This is a genomic window from bacterium (assembly GCA_021158245.1).
Lineage (GTDB): Bacteria > Zhuqueibacterota > QNDG01 > QNDG01 > QNDG01 > QNDG01.
The window spans coordinates 1-22,358 of record JAGGVB010000191.1 but is presented as its reverse complement, the minus strand read 5'-3'; the positions used below and the strand labels follow the sequence as shown (position 1 = coordinate 22,358).

The 22,358-nt window shown below is 39.0% G+C and carries 27 protein-coding genes; 9 read left to right on the top strand and 18 right to left on the bottom strand.

The window, feature by feature from the left end; translation table 11 throughout:
* The 9 genes from J7K93_11245 to phoU form a co-directional block, all read left to right on the top strand.
* The coding region (locus tag J7K93_11245; GenBank protein ID MCD6117583.1) for a glycoside hydrolase family 2 protein at window positions 1-1,648 on the top strand (1,648 nt) is incomplete at its 5' end.
* A gap of 104 nt (window positions 1,649-1,752) precedes the next feature.
* Window positions 1,753-2,454, top strand: coding sequence for a response regulator (locus tag J7K93_11240; GenBank protein ID MCD6117582.1), 702 nt, complete (start codon window positions 1,753-1,755; stop codon window positions 2,452-2,454).
* Window positions 2,451-4,220 carry a HAMP domain-containing protein gene (locus J7K93_11235; GenBank protein ID MCD6117581.1) on the top strand — a complete coding sequence of 590 codons (1,770 nt, stop codon included), beginning with the start codon at window positions 2,451-2,453 and terminating at the stop codon, window positions 4,218-4,220. Before J7K93_11240 ends, J7K93_11235 begins: the two co-directional genes overlap by 4 nt.
* Window positions 4,221-4,337: 117 nt before the next feature.
* A complete protein-coding gene (locus J7K93_11230) occupies window positions 4,338-5,282 on the top strand; it encodes a hypothetical protein (protein MCD6117580.1) in 945 nt (314 codons plus the stop codon).
* Between the two features lie 94 nt (window positions 5,283-5,376).
* Window positions 5,377-6,444, top strand: coding sequence for a phosphate ABC transporter substrate-binding protein PstS (gene pstS, locus J7K93_11225; protein ID MCD6117579.1), 1,068 nt, complete (start codon window positions 5,377-5,379; stop codon window positions 6,442-6,444).
* A gap of 43 nt (window positions 6,445-6,487) precedes the next feature.
* Complete coding sequence (gene pstC / locus J7K93_11220; protein MCD6117578.1) at window positions 6,488-7,426, top strand: phosphate ABC transporter permease subunit PstC; 939 nt, start codon at window positions 6,488-6,490, stop codon at window positions 7,424-7,426.
* Window positions 7,423-8,274: a phosphate ABC transporter permease PstA gene (pstA, locus tag J7K93_11215; protein ID MCD6117577.1), complete on the top strand. Its 852-nt coding sequence runs from the start codon at window positions 7,423-7,425 to the stop codon at window positions 8,272-8,274. The genes pstC and pstA overlap by 4 nt, the downstream gene beginning before the upstream one ends.
* A 28-nt stretch (window positions 8,275-8,302) precedes the next feature.
* On the top strand, window positions 8,303-9,112 hold the full coding sequence (gene pstB / locus J7K93_11210; GenBank protein ID MCD6117576.1) for a phosphate ABC transporter ATP-binding protein PstB: 810 nt from the start codon (window positions 8,303-8,305) through the stop codon (window positions 9,110-9,112).
* Between the two features lie 25 nt (window positions 9,113-9,137).
* Complete coding sequence (gene phoU, locus J7K93_11205) at window positions 9,138-9,791, top strand: phosphate signaling complex protein PhoU (GenBank protein MCD6117575.1); 654 nt, start codon at window positions 9,138-9,140, stop codon at window positions 9,789-9,791.
* 87 nt (window positions 9,792-9,878) lie between these two features.
* Here the strand turns inward: phoU and J7K93_11200 are convergent, their stop codons facing one another.
* From J7K93_11200 to J7K93_11115, 18 genes are all read right to left on the bottom strand, one after another.
* Window positions 9,879-10,676, bottom strand: coding sequence for a methyltransferase domain-containing protein (locus J7K93_11200; protein MCD6117574.1), 798 nt, complete (start codon window positions 10,674-10,676; stop codon window positions 9,879-9,881).
* A gap of 27 nt (window positions 10,677-10,703) precedes the next feature.
* On the bottom strand, window positions 10,704-11,087 hold the full coding sequence (locus tag J7K93_11195; protein MCD6117573.1) for a hypothetical protein: 384 nt from the start codon (window positions 11,085-11,087) through the stop codon (window positions 10,704-10,706).
* A gap of 15 nt (window positions 11,088-11,102) precedes the next feature.
* Entirely contained in the window at window positions 11,103-12,392 is a 1,290-nt protein-coding gene (locus J7K93_11190; GenBank protein MCD6117572.1) for an MFS transporter, read from the bottom strand.
* Window positions 12,389-13,333 carry a radical SAM protein gene (locus tag J7K93_11185; protein ID MCD6117571.1) on the bottom strand — a complete coding sequence of 315 codons (945 nt, stop codon included), beginning with the start codon at window positions 13,331-13,333 and terminating at the stop codon, window positions 12,389-12,391. The genes J7K93_11190 and J7K93_11185 overlap by 4 nt, the downstream gene beginning before the upstream one ends.
* Window positions 13,334-13,335: 2 nt before the next feature.
* Entirely contained in the window at window positions 13,336-13,968 is a 633-nt protein-coding gene (locus tag J7K93_11180; protein MCD6117570.1) for a class I SAM-dependent methyltransferase, read from the bottom strand.
* A 1-nt stretch (window position 13,969) separates the two neighbouring features.
* A complete protein-coding gene (locus tag J7K93_11175; protein ID MCD6117569.1) occupies window positions 13,970-14,695 on the bottom strand; it encodes a sulfite exporter TauE/SafE family protein in 726 nt (241 codons plus the stop codon).
* A gap of 19 nt (window positions 14,696-14,714) precedes the next feature.
* Complete coding sequence (locus J7K93_11170; GenBank protein MCD6117568.1) at window positions 14,715-15,491, bottom strand: NAD-dependent deacylase; 777 nt, start codon at window positions 15,489-15,491, stop codon at window positions 14,715-14,717.
* 3 nt (window positions 15,492-15,494) lie between these two features.
* The gene (locus J7K93_11165; GenBank protein ID MCD6117567.1) at window positions 15,495-16,010 is read right to left on the bottom strand and encodes a 4Fe-4S binding protein; all 516 of its coding nucleotides are present in this window, start codon (window positions 16,008-16,010) and stop codon (window positions 15,495-15,497) included.
* A gap of 16 nt (window positions 16,011-16,026) precedes the next feature.
* The gene (locus J7K93_11160; GenBank protein ID MCD6117566.1) at window positions 16,027-16,437 is read right to left on the bottom strand and encodes a threonyl-tRNA synthetase editing domain-containing protein; all 411 of its coding nucleotides are present in this window, start codon (window positions 16,435-16,437) and stop codon (window positions 16,027-16,029) included.
* Between the two features lie 2 nt (window positions 16,438-16,439).
* Window positions 16,440-16,751, bottom strand: a complete 312-nt coding sequence (locus tag J7K93_11155) for a DUF59 domain-containing protein (protein ID MCD6117565.1) — start codon at window positions 16,749-16,751, stop codon at window positions 16,440-16,442.
* A 27-nt stretch (window positions 16,752-16,778) separates the two neighbouring features.
* Entirely contained in the window at window positions 16,779-17,639 is an 861-nt protein-coding gene (locus J7K93_11150; GenBank protein ID MCD6117564.1) for a DUF89 family protein, read from the bottom strand.
* Between the two features lie 27 nt (window positions 17,640-17,666).
* Window positions 17,667-18,692, bottom strand: coding sequence for an arsenic efflux protein (locus J7K93_11145; GenBank protein ID MCD6117563.1), 1,026 nt, complete (start codon window positions 18,690-18,692; stop codon window positions 17,667-17,669).
* 9 nt (window positions 18,693-18,701) lie between these two features.
* Window positions 18,702-19,061 carry a 4Fe-4S binding protein gene (locus tag J7K93_11140; GenBank protein ID MCD6117562.1) on the bottom strand — a complete coding sequence of 120 codons (360 nt, stop codon included), beginning with the start codon at window positions 19,059-19,061 and terminating at the stop codon, window positions 18,702-18,704.
* 45 nt (window positions 19,062-19,106) lie between these two features.
* Window positions 19,107-19,445, bottom strand: a complete 339-nt coding sequence (locus J7K93_11135; protein ID MCD6117561.1) for a NifB/NifX family molybdenum-iron cluster-binding protein — start codon at window positions 19,443-19,445, stop codon at window positions 19,107-19,109.
* A 174-nt stretch (window positions 19,446-19,619) separates the two neighbouring features.
* Window positions 19,620-20,987: a sigma 54-interacting transcriptional regulator gene (locus J7K93_11130; GenBank protein MCD6117560.1), complete on the bottom strand. Its 1,368-nt coding sequence runs from the start codon at window positions 20,985-20,987 to the stop codon at window positions 19,620-19,622.
* A gap of 195 nt (window positions 20,988-21,182) precedes the next feature.
* A complete protein-coding gene (locus tag J7K93_11125) occupies window positions 21,183-21,707 on the bottom strand; it encodes an isoprenylcysteine carboxylmethyltransferase family protein (protein MCD6117559.1) in 525 nt (174 codons plus the stop codon).
* Window positions 21,708-21,737: 30 nt separating this feature from the next.
* A complete protein-coding gene (locus tag J7K93_11120) occupies window positions 21,738-22,070 on the bottom strand; it encodes a hypothetical protein (GenBank protein ID MCD6117558.1) in 333 nt (110 codons plus the stop codon).
* 9 nt (window positions 22,071-22,079) lie between these two features.
* Window positions 22,080-22,358: sigma-70 family RNA polymerase sigma factor (locus J7K93_11115; GenBank protein ID MCD6117557.1), on the bottom strand; the 279-nt coding region annotated here is incomplete at its 5' end.

The following is a 22,358-nucleotide window of genomic DNA, read 5'->3' as shown; positions in this document are numbered from 1 at the left end:
TGTTGTTCTTCTGCAAAAAGGCTCAACAATTGATAAAAAGAGTACAGGTTTCGGGATCAGGACAGTGGAAATTGTTCAGAAACCCGATTCTGCGGGAAAGAGTTTTTATTTTAAGATTAACGGTGTTCCGGTTTTTATGAAAGGAGCAAATTATATCCCACAGGACAGTTTTCTCCCGAGAGTTACAAAAGAGAGGTATGAAAAAATCATATCTTCAGCCAAAGATGCAAATATGAACATGCTGCGGGTGTGGGGCGGTGGAATTTATGAAAATGATATTTTTTACGATTTGTGTGATGAGAACGGCATACTGGTCTGGCAGGATTTTATGTTTTCGTGCAGTATGTATCCTGGTGATGAAAAATTCCTTTCCAATGTAAAGAAAGAAGCAGAGGAAAATGTAAAAAGGCTGAGAAATCATCCGAGCATTGCTCTGTGGTGCGGAAATAATGAAATGCAGGTTGCGTGGGAGCGCTGGGGATATCAGAAAGTTTTCGGATACAGCAAATCAGACTCGGCAAAAATTTATAATGATTATTTAAAGATTTTTCACGGCATACTGCCTGATGTTGTTAACAGTCTGGATCCCGGCAGATTTTATTGGCCCTCGTCGCCCAATTCCGCTCCTTCAGGCTGGGATGAGGAAGCACGAAGCGGAGATTTTCACTATTGGGGTGTTTGGTGGGGAAAAGAGCCTTTTTCCGCATACGAAAAATACGTGGGAAGATTTGTAAGTGAATACGGTTTTCAATCTATGCCCTCATATTATACAATCCGGAGTTTTGCAGACAGCAGCAGCTGCTATATGGTTTCTCCTGTTTTAAAATCTCACAATAAACATCCCGTGGGGTTTGAAACAATTGACCAGTACATGAAAAGAGATTTTAAAGTCCCGGAAAATTTCAGAGATTACATAACAGCAAGCCAGATACTTCAGGCGGAAGGAATGAAAACAGCAATTGAGGCTTACAGAAGAGCAATGCCGTATTGTATGGGCTCATTGTACTGGCAGCTTGATGATTGCTGGCCTGTTGTGTCGTGGTCAAGTATTGATTATTTCGGACGCTGGAAGGCGTTTCACTATTATCTGAAAAAATTGTACGCACCTGTTCTTGTATCTGCTGTTTATAAAGATGGAAAGTTAGAGGTATATCTTGTTTCAGATATTTCTGAAAATAGAGATGTGAAGTTAAAGATAAAATTAATGGATTTTTTTGGAAAAGAGCTGTGGTATCACGAGGAATATGTAAGTATGCCTGCAAATACAAGCAAGGTTGTTTTTTCAAGAGAGTTTAAAGATTTTCATAGATTTGATAAGAAGAAAACATTCCTGAGTCTGAAAGTTGAACAGAATAAAAAAGTGCTGACAGAAAATAATCTGTTTTTTGCCAGAACAAAAGATATTGATTTCCCTGAACCAAAATTTGAATATAAAACTATAAAAAGAACAGGTAAATTTTGTGTGGAAATAAAATCTGAAGTTTTTGTAAAGTATGTTGTTATTGATTATCCGGAGGATAAAGGAGTTTTTTCTGATAATTATTTTTATCTCTTGCCCGGAGAGAAAAAGATAATCCGGATTGATTTACCTGATGCTGAAAAAGAGTTTTATTCTAAAATGAAGGTACGGGCATATCCTTTTGATTGATAGTGCATATTGTAAATATTTGTAAATTCCTGCGGTTTTTGTATATTTAGTTCATACAATTGAAAATTTAATTCAGCTTTAATAAATTTTAAAAGGTCAGGTGTATGGTTGAAGAAAGCAGGCATTATAGTGTTCTGATAGTTGATGACGAGCCTGATATTTCAGAACTTGTAGCATTTAATATCAAAAATTCCGGATTTGATGCTAAAATTGCCGGCTCAGGAGAACAGGCTATTAAAGATGTGCGTTCTGCGTCTCCTGATTTAATAGTTCTTGATCTGATGCTTCCCGGTATTGACGGACTTGATGTATGCAGATTGTTAAAATCAGACCCTGAAACAAGCTCTATACCAATTATAATGCTTACTGCACGTGGAGAGGAAAATGATATAGTTAAAGGGCTGGAACTGGGAGCAGATGATTATATTACAAAGCCGTTCAGCCCGCAAATTTTAATAGCACGCATAAAGAGTGTAATGCGCAGGCATCAGAGCACTGTACAAAATGAGAATGAGCGGATTGTTTTTCAAAACATTGTAATTGATCCGGAGAAATACAGGGCACAGGTATCGGGAGAAGTAATTGATCTTACACATACTGAATTTGAAATTCTTCATCTTTTGCTTCGTCATCCGGGAAGAGTTTATACCCGTAATGAAATAGTTGACAATGTGCATGGATACGATTATCCGGTTACGGACAGATCTGTTGACGTGCAGATAGTAGGTCTCCGGAAGAAGCTGGGAAATGCGGCCAAATACATTGAAACAGTCCGCGGTGTGGGCTATAGGTGCAGAGAATTATGAAAAACAAAAAACTTTTTACACAGATTTTTCCGTCATTTTTAATTGTTGTAGTAATGGCTGTGGTTTTACTCGGCACCTATGAATTCAGAATTGTTAAAGAATTTTATACAAATACTGTGATTTCAGATTTAAAAATCAGAGCGGACCTGATTTCTAACAGGATAAAAATTGATAATCTCCTGAGCAGAACTGAAAAACTGCAGACTGAATGTGTGGAACTAAGCAGGATTGCAGGTGTTCGTATTACAATTATCCGTCCTGACGGTAAAGTGTTAAACGATTCCCACAAATATCCGGATTTAATGGATAACCACAGCGACCGTCCGGAAATAATCAAGGCATTTTCCGGAGCAACAGGCCATTCAATCAGGCATAGTTATACTCTTAAAAAGGAACTTTTGTATCTTGCAGTACCATATTACTCAAATAAAAAATTAGAAGCAGTTGTACGTCTTGCAATTCCTTTCTCCGATTATCATCAAACTCTGTTAAAACTTCATATACGTCTTATCTGGGGCGGCCTGATAATTCTGTTGTTGACCGGATTGGCCAGTTTTTGGATATCCCGGAGTATAAGCAGGCCAATTGAAAATATCAAGAGAAGTGCAGACCGCTTTGCAAATGGAGATTTTTCAAAACCGGCAGGCGGAGAAGGGCCAAAAGAGATTTCATCTCTCGCAGACACTTTGAATTCGATGGCAGAACAATTGGATAAACGGATCAGGACAATATCAATGCAGCGGAATGAACAGGAGGCCATGTTCAGGAGTATGCAAGAAGGTGTTTTGGCAGTGGATCCTGAAGAGAAAATTATTCGTATCAATAAGGCTGCACGTGAGTATCTCGGAATCAAAGAAAAAGAGGTTCATAAGCATCCCATATACGAAATAGTGAGAAACAGGGATCTTCTTGATTTTATTGACAGAGCCTTGAAGGCAAAGAAACATCTGGAAGAGGAAATTCCAATCTCCAGTAAATCTGAAAGAATTTTTCTTATGAACTCTGCCCCGATACAAGACCTGTCAAAAGAATCAATAGGTGTTATTGTTGTAATAAATGACATTACGAGAATAAAGCAGTGGGACAAAATGAGAATGGAGTTTGTTGCAAATGTTTCTCATGAGCTTAAAACACCGATTACTTCAATTAAAGGATATGTAGAAACCCTTCTCAATGGTGATGTAAAGGATGAAGAAACCCTTGACCGTTTCTTAAAAATAATTTTACATCACAGTGACAGAATGAATGCAATAATCAACGACTTGCTGGAACTTTCAAAAATAGAGCAGCAGGAGAAGGCAGGTATTAAGCTGGAGAGGCAGAAAATTCTACCTGTTATTCAGTCTGCTGTTTGTTTTAGCAGTCCGTTGGCTGAAAAAAAGCACATTAACATAGAGGTGGACTGCGCTGAAAGCACTAAGGGGTTGCTTAATAGTGCCTTTTTAGAACAGGCAATAATTAATCTGGTTGATAATGCTGTCAAATACAGTGAGGAAAACAGCAGAGTATATATCAATGTTAAAGAAAATAATAAAAGTGTTGTTATTTCCGTGCAGGACTGGGGCTGCGGTATTCCACGCGAACATCACGAACGTTTATTTGAAAGATTTTACCGTGTGGACAAGGGCAGAAGCAGAGATATAGGCGGAACAGGCCTGGGTCTGGCCATTGTAAAACATATTGTATATGCGCATAAAGGAAAAATTAAAGTTGACAGCACTCCTGGTGAAGGAACTGTTTTTACAATATCACTGAATTCAGCATAAAAAAATCTGCATTTTATCTTAATTAATGAAATCCTATTAATTCCCTAACATTATCCTAACAAATACATATTATCTTTATACCGAAACAAAAATTAAACTTACAAAAAGGAGTATGTTATGAAGTTTTGGTTAGCGGTTATTGCAAGTCTATTGCTTATTTCAACAGCAGTTTTTGCTCAGCAAGGAAAAGTAAGCAGCCTTGTGTTTTTTGACTATTCGTTTAAAACCGCAGAGAGTTCGCCGGATCAGAACGGTTTTGGAATTAACAGAGTTTATTTGACCTATTCAAAAAGTGTAACAGATGCAGTTAGTTTTAAAGTGCAGTTGGATGTAGGCAGGCAGAAGGAGAATGTAAATACAAACCTGTATGCTTATCTTAAAAATGCTCTTGTAAAATGGAAGACAAATGCAGGAATACTGATGTTCGGGCTGCAGGGAATGAATGTGTTTAAGATTCAGGAAAAAACATGGGGTTACAGGTTTATTGAAAAATCAGCAATGGACAGGGAAAAGTTTGCAAGCTCTGCTGACCTTGGTATTGGTTTCAGCAGACATTTTGCAGAAAAGGGTTTTGTCAATGCTATGGTTACAAACGGCGGTGGATACAAAAAAGCCGAGACGGAAAAATACAAAAAATATTCTGTTCTGATGGGATACGGAGAGCAGCGGTTAGATAAGAAAGACGGTTTTAATGTCGGCATGGTTTTCTCTTACGAGCCGTATAAAAACGGAGATGTTTTCAGTAAAAAGCTTATAGGGTTTCTTGCCGGATTTGCTGCCCACAACATCCGCATAGGGGCAGAGCTTAACATATTAAATGACAGTGCAAAAGATGAAGCCGATAAACTCTATTCTGCATATGCAATATATAAGATTGCAAAAAAAGTACAGGTTTTTGGCAGATATGACAAATCTGATAACGGAATTATCAGTGAGGATTACATCATTGCAGGTATGGTTTACGTTCCGGCTAAAAGCCTGATGATTGCGCCGAATGTACGTATTCTTGAAGATGGCAGCAGTAGCAACTCTTTTAACGTAAATTTTCAGTACAATTTTTAACAGAAAATTGACACAATGCTAACGCAGTTGTAATATTCGTATGTTATATTTTTGAAGATATTTTCTGAACTATAATTTAATTTTGGAGAAAAAAATGAAAACAATCAGAATATTTTTAACAGCAGGTTTGATTTTAGTACTGGGTTTGGCTGTGTTTTCACCGGAAGCAGCAGCTTCTGATAAAAAAGTAGCTGTTATAAATGGTGCAGGTGCTTCATTCCCTTATCCGATTTATATGCAGTGGTCGCACAAGTACGAAGAACTTTACAAAATCCGGCTCAACTATCAGTCCATAGGTTCCGGCGGCGGTATTGCACAGATAAAAGCAAAGACTGTTGATTTTGGGGCTTCTGATGCTCCTCTTAAAGTGGAAGAGCTAAAAGCTGCAGGCCTTCTGCAGTTTCCTATGGTTATTGGTGGTGTTGTACCGATTTTTAATCTAAAAGGATTTATTGCAGGACAGATTAAGCTTTCTGCTGAGAATCTTGCTGATATGTTTCTTGGTAAAATCAGGAAGTGGAATGATCCTGAAATAGTAAAAAACAATCCGGGAGTTAAACTTCCCGATAAGACTGTCACTACTGTCCACAGGGCAGACGGTTCCGGCACTACCTGGATTTTTACAAATTATCTTTCAAAAATTTCCGAAGAGTGGAAAGAAAAAGTAAGTTTTAGCAAAGCGCCAAGATGGCCTGAAGCTAACAGTATTGCAGGTAAAGGTAATGAAGGTGTAGCAGTTTTTGTTAAAAAAGTGGACGGCGCTATCGGGTATGTTGAATATGCTTATGCTTTACAGAACAAAATACCGTATGTCAAACTGCAGAATAAAGCGGGAAGATTCGTATCACCGTCACTTGAGTCCTTTCAGGCTGCTGCTGCAAATGCTGACTGGAATAATGCACCGGGTTTTTATCTTGTGTTAACAAATCAGCCTGGTAATAATACATGGCCCATAAGCGGTGCATCGTTTATCTTAATGTATAAAAATCAGAATGATGCTGACAAGGCTAAAAGTGTACTGAAATTTTTCGACTGGTGCTACAAGCACGGTGCAGATCTTGCTGAGAAACTGGACTACGTTCCTATGCCGAGGACAGTTATTGTTCTTGTGGAAAGTACATGGCACAAAGAGATGACAGCGGGTAACAGGCCGGTTTGGTAATAATTTTTATTTGAGAATATAAAAGGAAAAGACAGATAATTGGATGAGGATGTTTAAAGAGACTAGTACTCAGAACAAATGGGACACCTTTTTTAAAATTATCACCATGATAGGCGCTGCTGTGATATTAATAATCATGGCAGCGCTGTTTGTGGAGCTGCTGCAAAGTTCGGAACTATCAATTAGAAAATTTGGGTTTAAATTTCTCTACTCAAATATATGGGATCCTATACGGCAGGTTTTTGGAGCTGCAAGCAGTATTTACGGAACACTAGTTTCGACATTTATTGCTATGGTGATAGCTGTACCTCTCAGTTTGTTAATTGCCATGTTTTTAGTGGAATTGATGCCTAAGTCTGTGAGCAAGTGGATAGGAATGGCCATAGAACTGCTGGCTGCTATACCAAGTATTATTTACGGTATGTGGGGGCTTTTTGTATTTGCGCCGTTCATGGCAGATAATGTACAGCCTCTCTTAAAAAATGTTTTTGGCGATATAGGTCTTTTCAGCGGGCCCCCAATTGGTATTGGTATGCTCACCGCAGGGATCATCCTTGCATTTATGATACTGCCTTTTATCACAGCAGTAATGAGAGATGTGTTTCAAATGGTTCCCGCGGTGGTTAAGGAGTCAGCTCACGGCATGGGGTCAACCCTTTGGGAAGTTACAAGCAGAGTAACTGTCAGATATGGTTTCCAGGGTGTAATAGGCGCTGCTTTTTTGGGATTGGGGCGTGCAATAGGTGAAACAATGGCTGTTACGTTTGTAATCGGCAACAGCCACCGGATCTCGGCTTCGCTTTTTTCACCTGCTAATAGTATTACATCTACTCTGGCAAACGAATTTGCAGAGGCCTCGGAGCCGGTTTATCTAAGTGCACTTATTGAACTGGGACTTATTTTATTTTTATTGACAGTTATTATCCAAATTTTGTCAAGAATGTGGTTGAAAAAAGTCAAGAAATCAATAGGTGTACAATGAAAGAGCGGTCTCTGTTTTGGAGGAAATTCCGTAACAAAACTACAGCTGTTTTATCTACGCTATCTGCTCTGTTGGGATTGTTTATTCTAAGCTGGATTCTATACACAGTTATCCTGAGGGGAGTATCAGCTTTAAACTGGGCATTCTTTACAGAACTGCCTGCACCTCCGGGTATGAGCGGAGGAGGACTTGCAAATGCCATATCGGGAACTTTGATCATTACTGTTATGGCCACAATTATTGGTGTGCCTGTGGGGTTGCTTGCTGGAATATACCTCAGCGAGTTCGGACAGAATTCAAAATTAGCAGACGTAGTACGGTTTTTTTCAAACATACTGATGGGTACTCCGTCCATCATAATCGGCATTTTTGTCTACGGCATTCTGGTGGTGCCGGTTGGGCATTTTTCCGCATATTCCGGGGCAGCTGCACTTTCTATTATGATGATGCCTGTGGTAGCACGTACAACAGAGGATATGATGCAGATGGTTCCTGCAGCAATACGTGAGTCTGCCTTAGCTCTGGGTGCACCAAGATGGCGGACTACACTTCAAATTGTGTTCCGGTCTGCTAAAAAAGGATTGATAACAGGAGTGCTTCTTGCAGTAGCAAGAGTAAGCGGTGAAACAGCACCTCTTCTGTTTACAGCATTGAACAGTCCGTATTGGCCTTCCGGCCTGGGTGAGCCCTTTGCAAATCTTACAGTTACTATTTTTAATTATGCAATGTCTCCTTATGAAGACTGGCAGCGTATGGCATGGGGTGCTTCTCTGCTGATTACTCTTGGAGTTTTTGCAGTTACCTTAATTACCAGATTTGTACTGGCGGATAAAAAGCAAACTCAATAAATTATTGTCGGGAATAGAAAATATGCAGATGGATTTAAACATTATTCAGAATAAAAATAGAAAGACAGATTTAAACAATTTGCAGCGCGGCCGTATTACGGTAAAAGATCTTAATTTTTTCTACGGAGAAAATCAGGCACTGTTTAACAATAATCTTGAAATTGAACCTGGAAAGGTCACTGCTATTATAGGGCCTTCCGGCTGCGGTAAATCAACACATCTGCGTGTGTATAACCGAATTTTTGAGCTGTACAGAGATCAGCGGGCTGAGGGGAAAGTGCTGATTGACGGAGAGGATATTCTTTCTACTGATCAGGATTTGATTAAATTACGTAAACGTGTTGGAATGATTTTTCAAAAACCTACTCCCTTTCCTATGAGCGTGTTCGATAATGTAGCTTACGGGCTTAAGCTGCACTATAAACTCAGCAGATCAGAAATCCATGAAAAGGTTGAGAAAGCTCTGTATCAGGCTGCTTTATGGGATGAGGTAAAAGATAAATTGCATGAGCCGGGTACTGCACTTTCCGGAGGCCAGCAGCAGAGATTGTGTATTGCACGTGCTGTAGCAGTGGAACCGGAAATTCTGTTAATGGATGAGCCGACTTCTGCAATTGATCCTATTGCAACAGCAAAGATTGAAGACCTTATTGAAAAATTACGCGGAAGGTATACTGTCGTAATTGTGACTCACAATATGCAGCAGGCAGCACGTATTTCAGATTTTACAGCTTTCTTTTTTGAAGGGTATATAATAGAATTTGGTGTAACCAAAGAGCTGTTTACGAAGCCGAAGAAAAAACAGACAGAAAATTATATCACAGGAAGATTCGGCTGATAAATAATGAAGGAGCAATTGAATTATGACTATACATTTTCAGCGTGAGGTAGAAAGATTAAAAAAACTAATTTTAAATGAAGCCGCTTTAGTAGAAGACAGTCTTAGAAAAGCTGTAAAAGCGCTGCAGGAAAGAGATAAGATATTAGCAGAACAGGTCCGAACATCAGATGATAATATTGACAGGATGGAGATTGAAGTAGAGGAGGAGGGCTTGAAGATTTTAGCACTCTACCAGCCTGTTGCAATAGATCTGCGTTTTATCATTTCAGTTATAAAAATAAATAATGATCTGGAGAGGATTGGAGATTTAACTGCAAACATTGCAGCGCGTGCTGTTGAAATAGCTGGTTATCCTCAACTCCCGGTGCCTGAGAATATTTCCAGAATGGCCGATATTGCTTTACAAATGGTTAAAAACAGCCTGGATGCTTTGGTTAATATGGATGTGAGGCTTGCAGAAAAAGTATGTAATGCTGATGAGCAGGTGGATGATCTGCATCGTCAGACTTTTACTTATGTGGAAGATGAAGTAAAAAAGAATTTGCAGTACATAGGCTTCTTCCTTCAGCTTTTGGGAATTTCACGTTATATTGAGCGTATAGCTGACCATGCAACTAATATTGCTGAAGATGTGATGTATATGGTGGAAGGGAAAATTTCCCGGCATCTGGGATAAGAACAGGAATCAGTCTTAGCGCGGATAAGAGCGTAAAAATCCATTGTTAACTGCAGTTTGTATTGATCAGAAAAACTATTATCCAAATCAAAGAGTAAATGCAGTATCTTTTAAAGCGTGTTTTATTGAGCCCTGGTTGAAAAACAGACTTACTCCAAGCTGATTAAGTCTTTCAATTCCTTTTTTCCCGATTTTTGCAGAAACCACAGCCTGACAGTCATTTACCAGATTGTAAACATCGAATGTTTTTTGGTGCTGAAGTGTTTTTTCAAAAATGTTTTTACGAAATTCAGATAGCTCAAAACCTGTGTCAGGGGAGAAAGTATAAATTGCAAATAAGGGAGCCTGGCCGAACATTTTCGGGAATATTGTTTCTCTGTCTATGTTTGAAGCTACTGCAATCTTCCATCTATTCAATGTGGCTGATATGACAAACAGATCATCAATACATTTTTTCTCTAAGATATTAAGCCCTGAGTTTTCAATAATTGCCGCTGCTTCATCAATAGAGTAGTAGTGCTCAATAAAACCGGTCTGAGCCCCCTTATGATAATCAATTAAAAAACACCTCCCCTTCCAGCCTGTAACTGATTTTAATTTTTTTGTACAGATTTGCGGCTTGTCCAGATGGTGGAAAGATCTTATGCTGAAAACAACATCAAACCATTTGTGAATTGTGTCGATTTTTTCAGCACTTTTTTTCAGTATTTCAATATTTGCGGATAAGTACTCTGAAGCATAGGGGTCAATACCTGTGCCTCTTGCATTAAATTTTTGGGCTAATTTTGCAAGTTCATAACCGGAACCGCTCCCGATTTCCAAAAAACTTTCAGGAGGCACAGGAAGTTTCCTGAGCTCGTTTTCCATTATTTCGTATGCATCCATTTGTTTTTTATCCGGGGAAATGCAGTTTCATTCATCAAAGCAGCGGATCAAAGAATCTGACTCAACGTCAAAATATTTAAATGATTTGCTGTCTTCGCTAATATATGCATTGACAGCTTTTTCTATATCTTCAATGCCTGAGATAATGCATTTTATTCCTTTTTTGCTGATGTTCTGCATGGATTTTTTGCCCATGCTTCTTCCTATAAATATACTGCAGTCGGAAAGGAGTTTCATAACTTCTCCTGATTGGCCGTGGCCGTGTTCGTTTCCTTCAAATGTGATGTTTTCACGTATTTCCCTGTTGACAATTTTACTGTTATCAATTTCAAAAACAATGTAAAAGCGGGATTCGCCGAAATGTTTTTTCCTGATAATTTTTTTATCGTCAGTTCCCGTTACAATTTTCATATGGTACCTCATATGTTAAATTTCAATTGATTGATCAGGAATTACAAGACAAGATTTTTGCCCTTTTCGGGGCTCGCAAAGGCCGAAAGAAAGAATAAAACTTGTAAGTAAAAGCAGCGATGTAATGGTGAAAGTCGGAATAAAGCCTATATGATCCAGTAAAAATCCACCCAGCAGCGGGAAAAAATAGATAGGGAAGAGCATTGTTCCCTGAATGCTGATTAATCGCGGCCGTTCAATACTGTCCCCCAGTTCCATTATATAATTATTATAGCCCATACTTGAGCCGTTATAGTAGAATCCAATTAATACGAATACAAGTAAAAATAGTATTATAGAATGTCCTGTCATTGCAATAATTAAAGATATAAGTGCAGATAGAGAAGAGAGCCTTATGACAATCCTGTTTCCAAGCCTGTTTGAAAGCCCTGCCCAGAGAAAATTGGAAATTATCCCTCCGGCCATTCTTGCAATGACAAAATAGCCTACCCATGATGCAGGGAATCCGAGGCTTTGTTTTGCATAAAGTATAAAAAAGGGCATTGAGATAAAAAGGCCCTGGCTTGCAATCTGGCTGAAAATCACTCTTCTCAGGCTCGGATAAAGGCTCATATATTTAAAAGCTGTTTTCAGATTAATCTTTGCTTTTTGACGGGTTGTATTTATTATATGTTCAGGTTCACGAAAAAGGGATAGGGCAAGATATCCGAATGTTAAAAGTGCGAATGTCGCGAGAAAGAGATATCCGTAATTAATTGGAAATTTCAATTCAGGTATACTCAGAATAATACGTACAAGAAAACCTGCTCCAATGGCTGACAACCCGCCGAGAAACTGCCTTATACCAAAAAATGTACCGCGTTTTTCAGGAGGAATAGCTTTTGCGATCATATTGAAAAAAGGTACATTCGCCACGCCGCCGGCAAATGAGTAGATAAAGAGCATTAAAATAAAAATAAAAAGTACCATAGACAAGGAAGAACTGCCCCACAAAAATACGGAAACAGAAACAATCCCCCATGCAAACCACCTTGTCCAGATTGCTGCAAAAAGTATTGGTTTTCCGATTTTTTTAGTCTGAAGGCTGTTTGCCACAAATATTTGGGGTAGAGCTGATCCTGCTTTAATTATACTTATAAGCAGCCCTATTGTAAGTCTTGAAATTCCGAATGATTCCAGAAATACAGGAAGTATGGAAAACGGTTCACTAAAAGCCATGGCAAAAGAAAAACTGATGCCGTGGACAATGCCCATTGCAAAATTCCATCTGTAATGTTCGGGATATGTATTTTTAGCTTTTATCATGAGTTCCTGTCTGATTTAAGTTTGTAGAAAACAGATTGCTGCTGTAAAACAGGCTCAATCAGGTTTGAGTGCTCCAAGTCGTCAAGGTATTTGTTGATTTCATTTATATGCAGCCCGAGAATCTGAGAAATGTCTTCCACTGTCATGGGACGCCTTGCTATGGTTTCCAGAATTGCAGATTCGATATCTTTTCTGTACGATGCAATTTTCTGCCTTGGAGCGCGCGCAACTATTTCCATATTGTCAAGGTCAAGTATACCCATTACCCTGAGAAGCTCCCCTCTTGTTGCCGCTCTTATATCCTGTACAGTGCCGGGGCGGTCAAGTGTGTTCAGCTGAATTTTATCCGGATTTATTCTTTGTGTAGCAGCTTTAATTAAAGCCAATTCCTCCTCAGTATCGTTTAAGCCTGGCACTATGAAAATTTCAAGCCATATTTTATTCTTGAATTCTTTTCGGAAATCTGAAAGCCCGTCAATAATTTTATCTATCTTAAGATCAGGATGGGGGCGGTTTAATTTCCTGAAGATATTTTCCGATGCAGCGTCAAGTGAAGGGAGTACTACATCAGCAGGAAGCAGTTCTTTTCGTACTTCCTTGTCATACAGGCTTGTTCCGTTGGTAAGCACTGCAATTTTTATGGCAGGATAATCTTCTTTTACTGTTTGGATTATTCTTCCGATGCCGCTGTTTAAAGTCGGTTCTCCTGCTCCGGAAAATGTAATGTACTCAGGCAGGGGATTGTTGTCGAGATAATCTTTAAGTTCCAGAATAGCAGGGATTACAGGTATGTACTCCTTCCTGTCAATAGTAAGATTTGTTGTTCTGCCGCATTCGCAGTATATGCAGTTAAGCTGGCAGGTCTTATGAGAAACAAGGTCAATACCAAGACTTATACCGAGACGTCTTGATGGTACAGGGCCGAAAATATATTTGTACATATTTACCTCTTTTGTGCTGATATTGCTACAAATGCACCTTTGCCGAATCCTTCTTTAAATGGTTCGGCTTTTATCATTTTGTCAGGATGATGAAAAATTGTTTGAACAGTTTTTTTTACTTCAAATCCTGTTTCTTTTAAAAAATCTATAATCTGGCCGGCAGAGTAAAAAGTTGCTACTCTGTAAAAAGGATTCTGTTCTTTGAATTTTTCGTATTCTTTTCCAAGTTCAGTGTTAAGGTCAACAAAGCCGAGAATAAAAAGCCCTCTTTGCTTCAAAATTCTTTTTACTTCTTTGAAACCTTCACTTATATTGTCGAGAAAACAGACTGTCGTAATCATTAATGCAAAATCAAAAAGGCCGTTTTTTATCGGCAGAGCCTCACTTGTACCGGCGCAGACATTCACGCCTTGTTTTTGTGAGATATTCCCTGCTGTAAGAGACGGCTCTACTCCGAAACGAATATCAAGAGGAATAGCAAATCTGCCTGTTCCAACACCGACTTCAATACCGCGTTGTGATTCGGGCAGCAGGTACCTGATTGCTGCCATCTCGGAGACATAGGCGAATTTATGATTTTCAAACCAATTTTCGTAGCGTTCTATGTTTTTGTTGAACGGTGATGTTTTTGCCATATCATAATACCTTAATTAATGCAATAAAAGCAAGTGTTATTACGACAGTTGACAGGCTTGCTTCTATCCATGCTGGTTTTGTTTTAAGAGCTATTTTTGAGCCTGTACGAACTCCGATCAGAGAGCCTGTAGTTATTATCAATGCATGCCTCCAGTCAATTATGCCTCTTGACCAGTATACAATTGCTCCGGCCATTGCACAGAATATTGTAGTGAAAAGTGATGTGGCAATTGATTTGTGCATATCAAGTTTTAACATTCTTAAAAATGAAGGCAAAAGTGTACCGCCGCTTCCTCCCCTCATTCCTGTAATAAGATTGGTAATGAATGCTCCAGTTAAAAATGTTGGTTTTCCAGGGTCTATTTTCTCTGAAATTTTGGGTAGAATTTTATCCAAATATATACCCGAAACAGTCAGGAGGGAGACGAAGAAAAAAATCAGCGCCAAGGCCACTCCATGCAGAAGCCCTGCTATTAATGCACCGGAAATGCTTCCTGTTAATCCTCCGAAAACGATCCATGGAGCAATATTCCATTGTATGTTTTTTCTGTGCGTCCATGCCCCCGCAGCAGAGGAGAAAGGAATGACAAGAAGATTGATCCCGTAAGCACTTATCATAGGCATACCCATAAGCGTCAGGAGAGGTATCCTTATAGCTCCTCCGCCGATCCCGAAAAGGCCGCTCCCGAGTCCTGAAATAATGCCTATGATGAAATATATCAGCATTTAATAAGAAGTTCCGTTTCTATATGTTTGATCCGTTTTTGTATTTATAAATTTCACCACCAAGCATACCCATAATATCTGTAGCCCTCCCCTGTAAAAATATGTCTGTAATATCATTTGTATACCTGCTCGGTTCAGTATTAACTTCAATTATAAATGCACCGTGCTGCTTCGCCTGAAAAGGAATCATGGATGCAGGCATAATTTCTCCTGTTGTGCCTATAACAAGAAAAAGGTCTGCTGTCTGTGCTTCGGCAAAAGAGAGCCTGTTTGCAGGTTCAGGAATGGCTTCTCCGAAAAAAACAAAATCCGGCCTTAGTATTCCGCCGCACTCTCTGCATACAGGCGGTAATTCATCAAGATTGACATCCGCAACATTATGTTTAAGACCGCATTTTGAGCACAGCAGGTTTTTGGAAGTGCCGTGGAATTCGTAAACATTCCTGCTGCCTGCTTCCTGATGAAGATTGTCGATATTTTGTGTGATTACTGCCTTGATCAGATCGAGATTCTCCATTTCTGCAAGCATAAGATGGGCTTTGTTGGGTTTTGCCCTTCCGAAGAAATCGTAAAATATTTCCTTTATTAAGAGCCAGGATTCTTTTGGGTGAAGCTGAAAATGGTTGATGTCCAAAAAAATAGGGTCATATTTTTCCCACAGTCCGTCAGGCCCCCTGAACGGAGGAATGCCGCTCTCAACAGATATTCCTGCTCCTGTAAATGCAACAGCTCTCTGCGCATTGATAATTTTTGCTGCTGCTGATTCTAGAAGCTGCCTCGGGCCGGTTACTGTCATAGTCTAAAATTTCCGTACTTTAAATTCAAGATAATTAGTGGGGCAGATTTCTACGCAAGCATAACAGCGTGAACATGTGTAACTGTTTGCCGGGTTTTTATGGCCGTCCTTGTATAAGCTGAATGAGCTGTTAAGGTTTGAGATATAGCACACATCATCACATTTATTACACTTAATACATTTGTTCATAGAACTCTTACGGATAGTGAACAAGCTTACTTTATTCAAAAGGCCGCTGATCCACGCAATAGGGCAGCCAAGTTTATGATACTGGTACATTCCTCTTGCTTTTTCATCAGGTGCAGTTTTTAAGAGTATTTCCATTATAATTCCAATGGGGCAGAGCCAGCGGCAGAATACCTTGCCGAAAATAATTCCGAGAACTGACCCGATTATTACAACAAACCCGAGAGAAATGATTCCTGCCTGCAGAAGAAGATAAATAGCAATGCCAAGAATAAATTGAATAGGCCTTCTTATTTTATCTGTTTTCGATTTTTCTTTTTTTTCGTTTTTCATAGAATTATACGTCCGATCAAAATTCTTTAAAGAGCCTTGCCAGCGGATGCCCCGGCGCGTCAACTTTCAGGTCAAGGAAGTATCCGAAAGGGGTCTGAAAAGTTTCGTAACCGCTTGTTTTAAGCCTCTCTTCAGCCCTGTCCATAAGCTGCTTTGTCATCTGAGGATCTGCTTTCGACCCGGACAGGTGCGCGAATGAATGAAGAACTATTTTTTGAGTATCATTTTTTCTTGCAGCCCATTTAAGATTTTTAACAAGCTTTGTCTCTACTGCAGAGAGTTTCTCCTCGTCTTCAGCCTCTGCATGAATAAAGCCTACAACTGATTTTTCGATAGATGCAGGCTCCGCTTTTTCGGCAGCATCATCAAGAGTTTTGATTACAGGAGTGTATGAAAAGATATCTGCATAAATAATTAAAAGTCGCATTGTTAAATTGATCCCTTCCAGTTTTCGCTTGAAAGTTTTAAAAATTTATCTCTTATTTCTGGAGTCATTTCTGTAAAATCAACGCTTAACTCTACTCCAAGAGATTCAACCGGCTGCTGAATACTCTGTGCAAGAGCAATCTTAACAGCATCAGGTATTCCCAGCATTGGTATCGCGAATGTTACTGAAGCAGTGCCGTCTTTTACAGTAACATCCTTAATCATACCAAGGTTCATTAACGTAACTGCAATTTCAGGATGCTCCACATTTTCGATTGCATTTATTACATCATCGCGGGTTATATTATCTGCCATTGTTTTCTCCTCCTGCAATTAATAGTATCAGCCTTGTTTGCTCTTGTAAAATTTTTTTACTACAAAGTCGCCTTTTTTTACACCGAGCTCTTTTGCTACAAGATCGCATTTTGCCACTAATAAAAAATAGATTGGGTGATTTACATCGCTTAAACCTTCAAAATTGCCCTGGCCTTTTGATATTACAACATCGGAATCGAGTAATATTTTTTGAAACTTTTCCGAGGAATCCTCCCATATTGCTCCTGGTGCATTATCTCCTGTTGTAATAATTTGTGCAATATGGCCAATTCCGACATTTAATGCATCCTCTTTTGTTGCATCGTTTATAACCGGACTCTCTCTTACTGCAAAAAACATGTTGTCATGGTTAATAGTTTCAAGAAAAAGTTTATCCATGACAATCTCGCCGCAGTTGTCCCCTACGTATAGAATTTGTTTTGCGGATTTAATATCATTATAGAGTTCTGCTGAATCGTCGTTTGCCAGATCTGTTTTAAGAATACGATCAATTGTTTCCCAAATATCAAGCCTGTCCTGAGGCCCGTAATCAATAACATTTCCGGCTATTGAAAGTTTTAAAGCTGTTTGAAACGGGTCGTCAGATTCATAAATTTTTTCTCTGAGCCTTCCGGCATGCTCCATCATAGTTACGTTTGATTTGTCCTTTATTTCCCTGTATGGGTCCGGATTATCCAGTATTTGACGAATAAGTTGATGTACCTTACGCCCCAGAGATGCAGGAGATTGTTTAAAGCTCTGCTCAGACAGGGATGATAAAAGCTGCTTTACAGCGGATTCCTGTTTTTCTTTCGGCAGAATACCCTGATTTAACAATTTCAGGAAGCTGTTTACAGTACACGGAATGCAATCAAATGAAATTTTCAAATTTTATTAAACTCCCCGCTATAATAGTTATAATCCAAGAGCCATTAGTATAAGCCCGACGCTGAGACCGATTATCATATTAATGATTTTAATGTAAATGGAGTCTCTGAGTGTATATGAAAGCAGAGGCAGAATACCGTGGCCGTCCTGTACAATTGAGCTTGTAAGAAGTACAGAAAATGGGATTATTCCTTTGGCATAGAGAACAACAAAAATCATATGTGGCCCGGATTCGGGAATAATACCGATTAAAACACTCAGAAAAAATATATATATGAGATGATCTCCTATAAGAGTATTTAAATCAACATATTTAAGCCCTAATTGTATTAAGAACAGAGCCGAAAATGTCCACAGGAAAACACGCCATATGTGTTTTTTTATAAGGTGCCTCCATATGTGCTCTTCAAGGTAATGGTCTCTGACACTGCCTGAAACAACAATTGTCATTGCAATTAGAGTAAGCATTGTAATTTTTTTCCATCCCCACCCGGGAGGGTCAAACCATCCTGAGAAAGTTCCCCAGAAAATTACAATAAGCCCAAGAAGTACTATTGCTCTCTTCCATGAAACACCTCTTGCTCCTGCTGTTACCCGTTCTGATTTTTCTATATCAGCAGGGGAATGTACTTGAAGCATTTTACATTCTTCGCAGGCATGCAAATGGAATTTGTCTGCAAAAAAGTCGGTAATTCCTGCTGTAAATATGCCAAGGATAAAGAGAATGCCAAAGAGAAGCAATGCCTTGCCCGGAAACATAGAAAGCATAACAAATGCTTCGTCACCGCTCGTGGCAACCATTGCACCTGTTATTGCGCCGAATGTTAAAAGCCCGTGAATATAGAATGATACATTAAAGAAAGACCCCAGACAGCCTGGAGTTGCCCCTAGAAATGAGGCAATTGTATACTGCCTCAGCTTGTTGCCTCTTACAACTGCTTTTAATCTTCCGCTTGTAACCACATTTAAATAGTCAACAAGTAGCATCATAACAAAGACAAATGTGGTTATCATTAAAGCGTGCTTTAATGATTCCGTGAAAAGTTCAGGCATCTCCTTCTCCTATCTTCTGCCTTTTTTACCCATGCCTCTGCCCATGCCACGCCCCGTGCCCATGCTGCTGTTGTTCCGGCCTCTTCCCATTCCGCGTCCCTGGCCCTGCCCTCTTCCGCTGCCTGGAAATCCCATGCCTGCAGAAAAGGGATTAAAGCGCTGCTGATTATTCTCCTGCGCGCCTGAAGGTCTGCTTAATTTTTCATCTGATATGGCCCCTTCCGGGCATGCATCTATGCAGATACTGCACATCCGGCACATGGAGTTATTAATAGATGCTTTATTGTTCTGTATTGATATTGCTCCGAAAGGGCAGACATTAATACACTCCCCGCATCCTGTACATCTGTTCTGATCTATGGTAATCATATCTACTCCTAATGTATAGTTAAAATAATAAATTAATTGTCAAAATCAAATTTTTCGGCAGCCAGGCATTAAAAATTTTCCGTCAAGGCTGTCTTTATTTAAATACTCATTAAGTACATCGTCAACATTTCCGCATACAAAGGGTACAATTTTGATGCCTGCGTTTATAATATCAGTGTAAAGCTTCTTTGTAATTGCCCCGCATATCAGTACATCTATACCCAGCTGTTTAATACACTCCGTTTTCCCATACGGCATATTCGATGCAATATTTTCAATATGGGAATTTATTCCGTTATTTGACAGCTCAACAATACGGAGGTGCCGGCTTGTATCAAAAACAGGTGATATCCTGTTTTCCCATGTAGTAATAGCAATTTTCATAATATCTCCGGTGCTATACTATTACAAATTAAGTGCCAGAAATTATACATAGATATAAGCCTATAGATAATAATGAGATAGGTCAATATAACAGGTTTAACGGTATTGCAAAAATGCAATTCTATTCGTTGGCTTTGTTGCAGTATTGCAATAGAATTAAATTTAAAGGATGATTTAAATCTCTGTTTTTTTTGAGCGGCCGTCAATAGAGGGTATGGATATATTTAATTTTTTAATTTTTCGGAACAGTGTACTCGGGTGGATATTAAGCTCTTGCGCTGCAAGGCTGCGGTTCCAGTCATTTTTTTCAAGAACTGCTGTAATGTAATCCGCTTCAAGCTTCTGCAGGCTTACAGAATTTCCTTCGTTAAAATGGGAGCGTGAGGCGGGCCGTATCTCTTCAGGGAGGTGATCGGTTGTAATTAAAGTGCCTGTACACATAACGAATGCGTGTTCGATTATATTTTCCAGCTCTCTTACATTTCCGGCGTAATTATGGCGCATAAGAATATGCAGAACATTCGGGGAAACATCCCTGATATCTTTTGCCTGAAGATGGTTAAATTTATGAATAAAATGCTTTACAAGAAGAGGAATATCCTCTTTTCTTTTTCTTAATGGCGGTATGTTCAGTTTAATCACATTGATTCGGTAAAAAAGATCCTGTCTGAACTCTCCTGTCTTAATTAAGGCGGACAGATCTTTGTTAGTGGCTGCAATTATTCTTACATCCGCTTTTACAGTTGAGACTGCTCCGAGAGGTTCATACTCCTTTTCCTGCAGAACCCTGAGCAGTTTTGCCTGTAAAGCGGGAGATATGTCCCCAATTTCGTCGAGAAACAGAGTCCCTCCTTTTGCCTGAGCAAAACGCCCCAGTTTGTCCTTTTTTGCATCTGTAAATGCTCCGGCCTTATATCCGAACAGTTCCGATTCAAGAAGTGTATCAGGCAGAGCACTGCAGTTTACAGCTATGAGTTTTTTATTTTTTCTCGGAGAAAGCTGATGAATTACTTTTGCAAACATCTCTTTTCCTGTTCCGCTTTCCCCTTGAATAAGAACAGTGCTGTCACTTTGAGCTATCTGAGGAAGGATGTGAAAAAGCTTCTGCATTTCTCTGTTTTTGCTGATAATGTCAGAGAATGTGTATTTGCCTGTAAGTTCTTTGCGGAGAGTTTCAACAGCTCTTAAGTCTCGGAATGTTTCTACTCCTCCAATTACTTCTTCGTCTTTTCCCTTAAGAAGCGCTGTGGAGACACTTACGCTGACCTTTTCACCGTCAGCATTCACAATGTATATTGTACGGCATAGAACAGGCTTTCCTGTATTCATAGTATGGCGCAGAACACAGTCTGATTCACATACACTTGCCCTGAATACGTCACTGCATTGTTTGCCTATTGCCTCCTGCCTGGGAATGCCGGTAATGTCTTCGGCAGCTTTGTTGAAAGTTGTTATTCGCCATTCTCTGTCAACAGTAAAGACTCCATCTGTTATACTGTCCAGTATTATGTCTGTAAATTTTCTTATCTCTTCCTGTTTCACAGGTAAATATTATCCATGTAATTGATTATACTCTGTTTTTATGCCTGTATTAACTTATGATTTTGTTTTTAATTACGCAAACGGTTTTTTAAATTTTAGTGTTGCTTTTTTGAGACTGGAATGTTTATAAAGTTTATGGGTAGAGACAGACAGGGCGCATCGAAATGCGCCCTTAATAATTGTTAATAAAGATGTTTACCTAATAATCAATTTCCGGAGAGATGGAATGAGCATAGGTGTTTTTCTCTGGTATTGCTCATACTCTATGCCAAATTTTTTTACAAGAAGTTCTTCTTCATATTTTGAAATAAATAAATAGAAGAATACAATACACACCAATATAAAAATAGATGCAATAGATGGAAAAAGAATGCCCAGTCCGAGATAGAACATGATTGATCCGAGGTAAATCGGATGCCTGACTATTCTGAATACTCCGCTGCTTATTACAACAGGCTCTTTACGTATTTTCCTGAAAATAGTATTCAGCCCGGATTGTGTAAGATAAACGGAACAAAAAAAGATGACCAGCGATATCAGAAGACGTATCCGGAATGTGATGTATCCGGATATGAAGCTCGAATAGTGGAAAACAAATGAATCGGTAATCCAGACTGTAAGAAATATTATCAATAACAATATCTGCCCCGAATCTCCGAATTTATACTCTCCTGCAAGTTGACTTCTGTCTGCATTGCGTTTTATATTTCTTTTTGACATTAAATAAATTCCAATCTTTATAATAGTAGGTTATGACTGTTCTGCAGCAGGTTCAGCCCCTTCTTGTGTTTTATTTGTAAAGAATTTCTCTCTAAAGTGGTTTTTCCATAATGTGTCATGATGCGTATCTTTAGTATGAGGAAAGGATTTGAAAAAAATGTGAGCAAGAATTACCAAACCCCATGCCTGCCAGAATGTAATTGTAGTCAACCCGAATATATCCGGCATTAACCAGTTCCATAAAAGCATAACGAAAAATCCCAATATAAAACCCATGCATGCGGCAACAAGGACTCCTCCAATAACCATTCCTGCAAGTTTTAAAAACCCCCATCTTGACCTGAAATGTTCGTGTGTCTTCATTTTACACCTCTAATTTTTGTCTATAAGTTTTTTGATTTCTATCAAACGTGATTGTAAAAACCTGACGGCATAACGTTTTCTTGCAATAAGAGTGTTTATTAATTCGCCTGTTTCTTCAGATAATTCTTTGAAAGTTTTTTCTTCCACAACATTGTTGATAAACACATATTTCTGTTTTTCGGGAAGATCGTCAACTGCAGACATGATCTCATTCATGACATATTCTCTGTCCAATTGGTTCTCAATGCTTCTCATCTTATCTTCAACAATGTCTTTAAAACAGATATC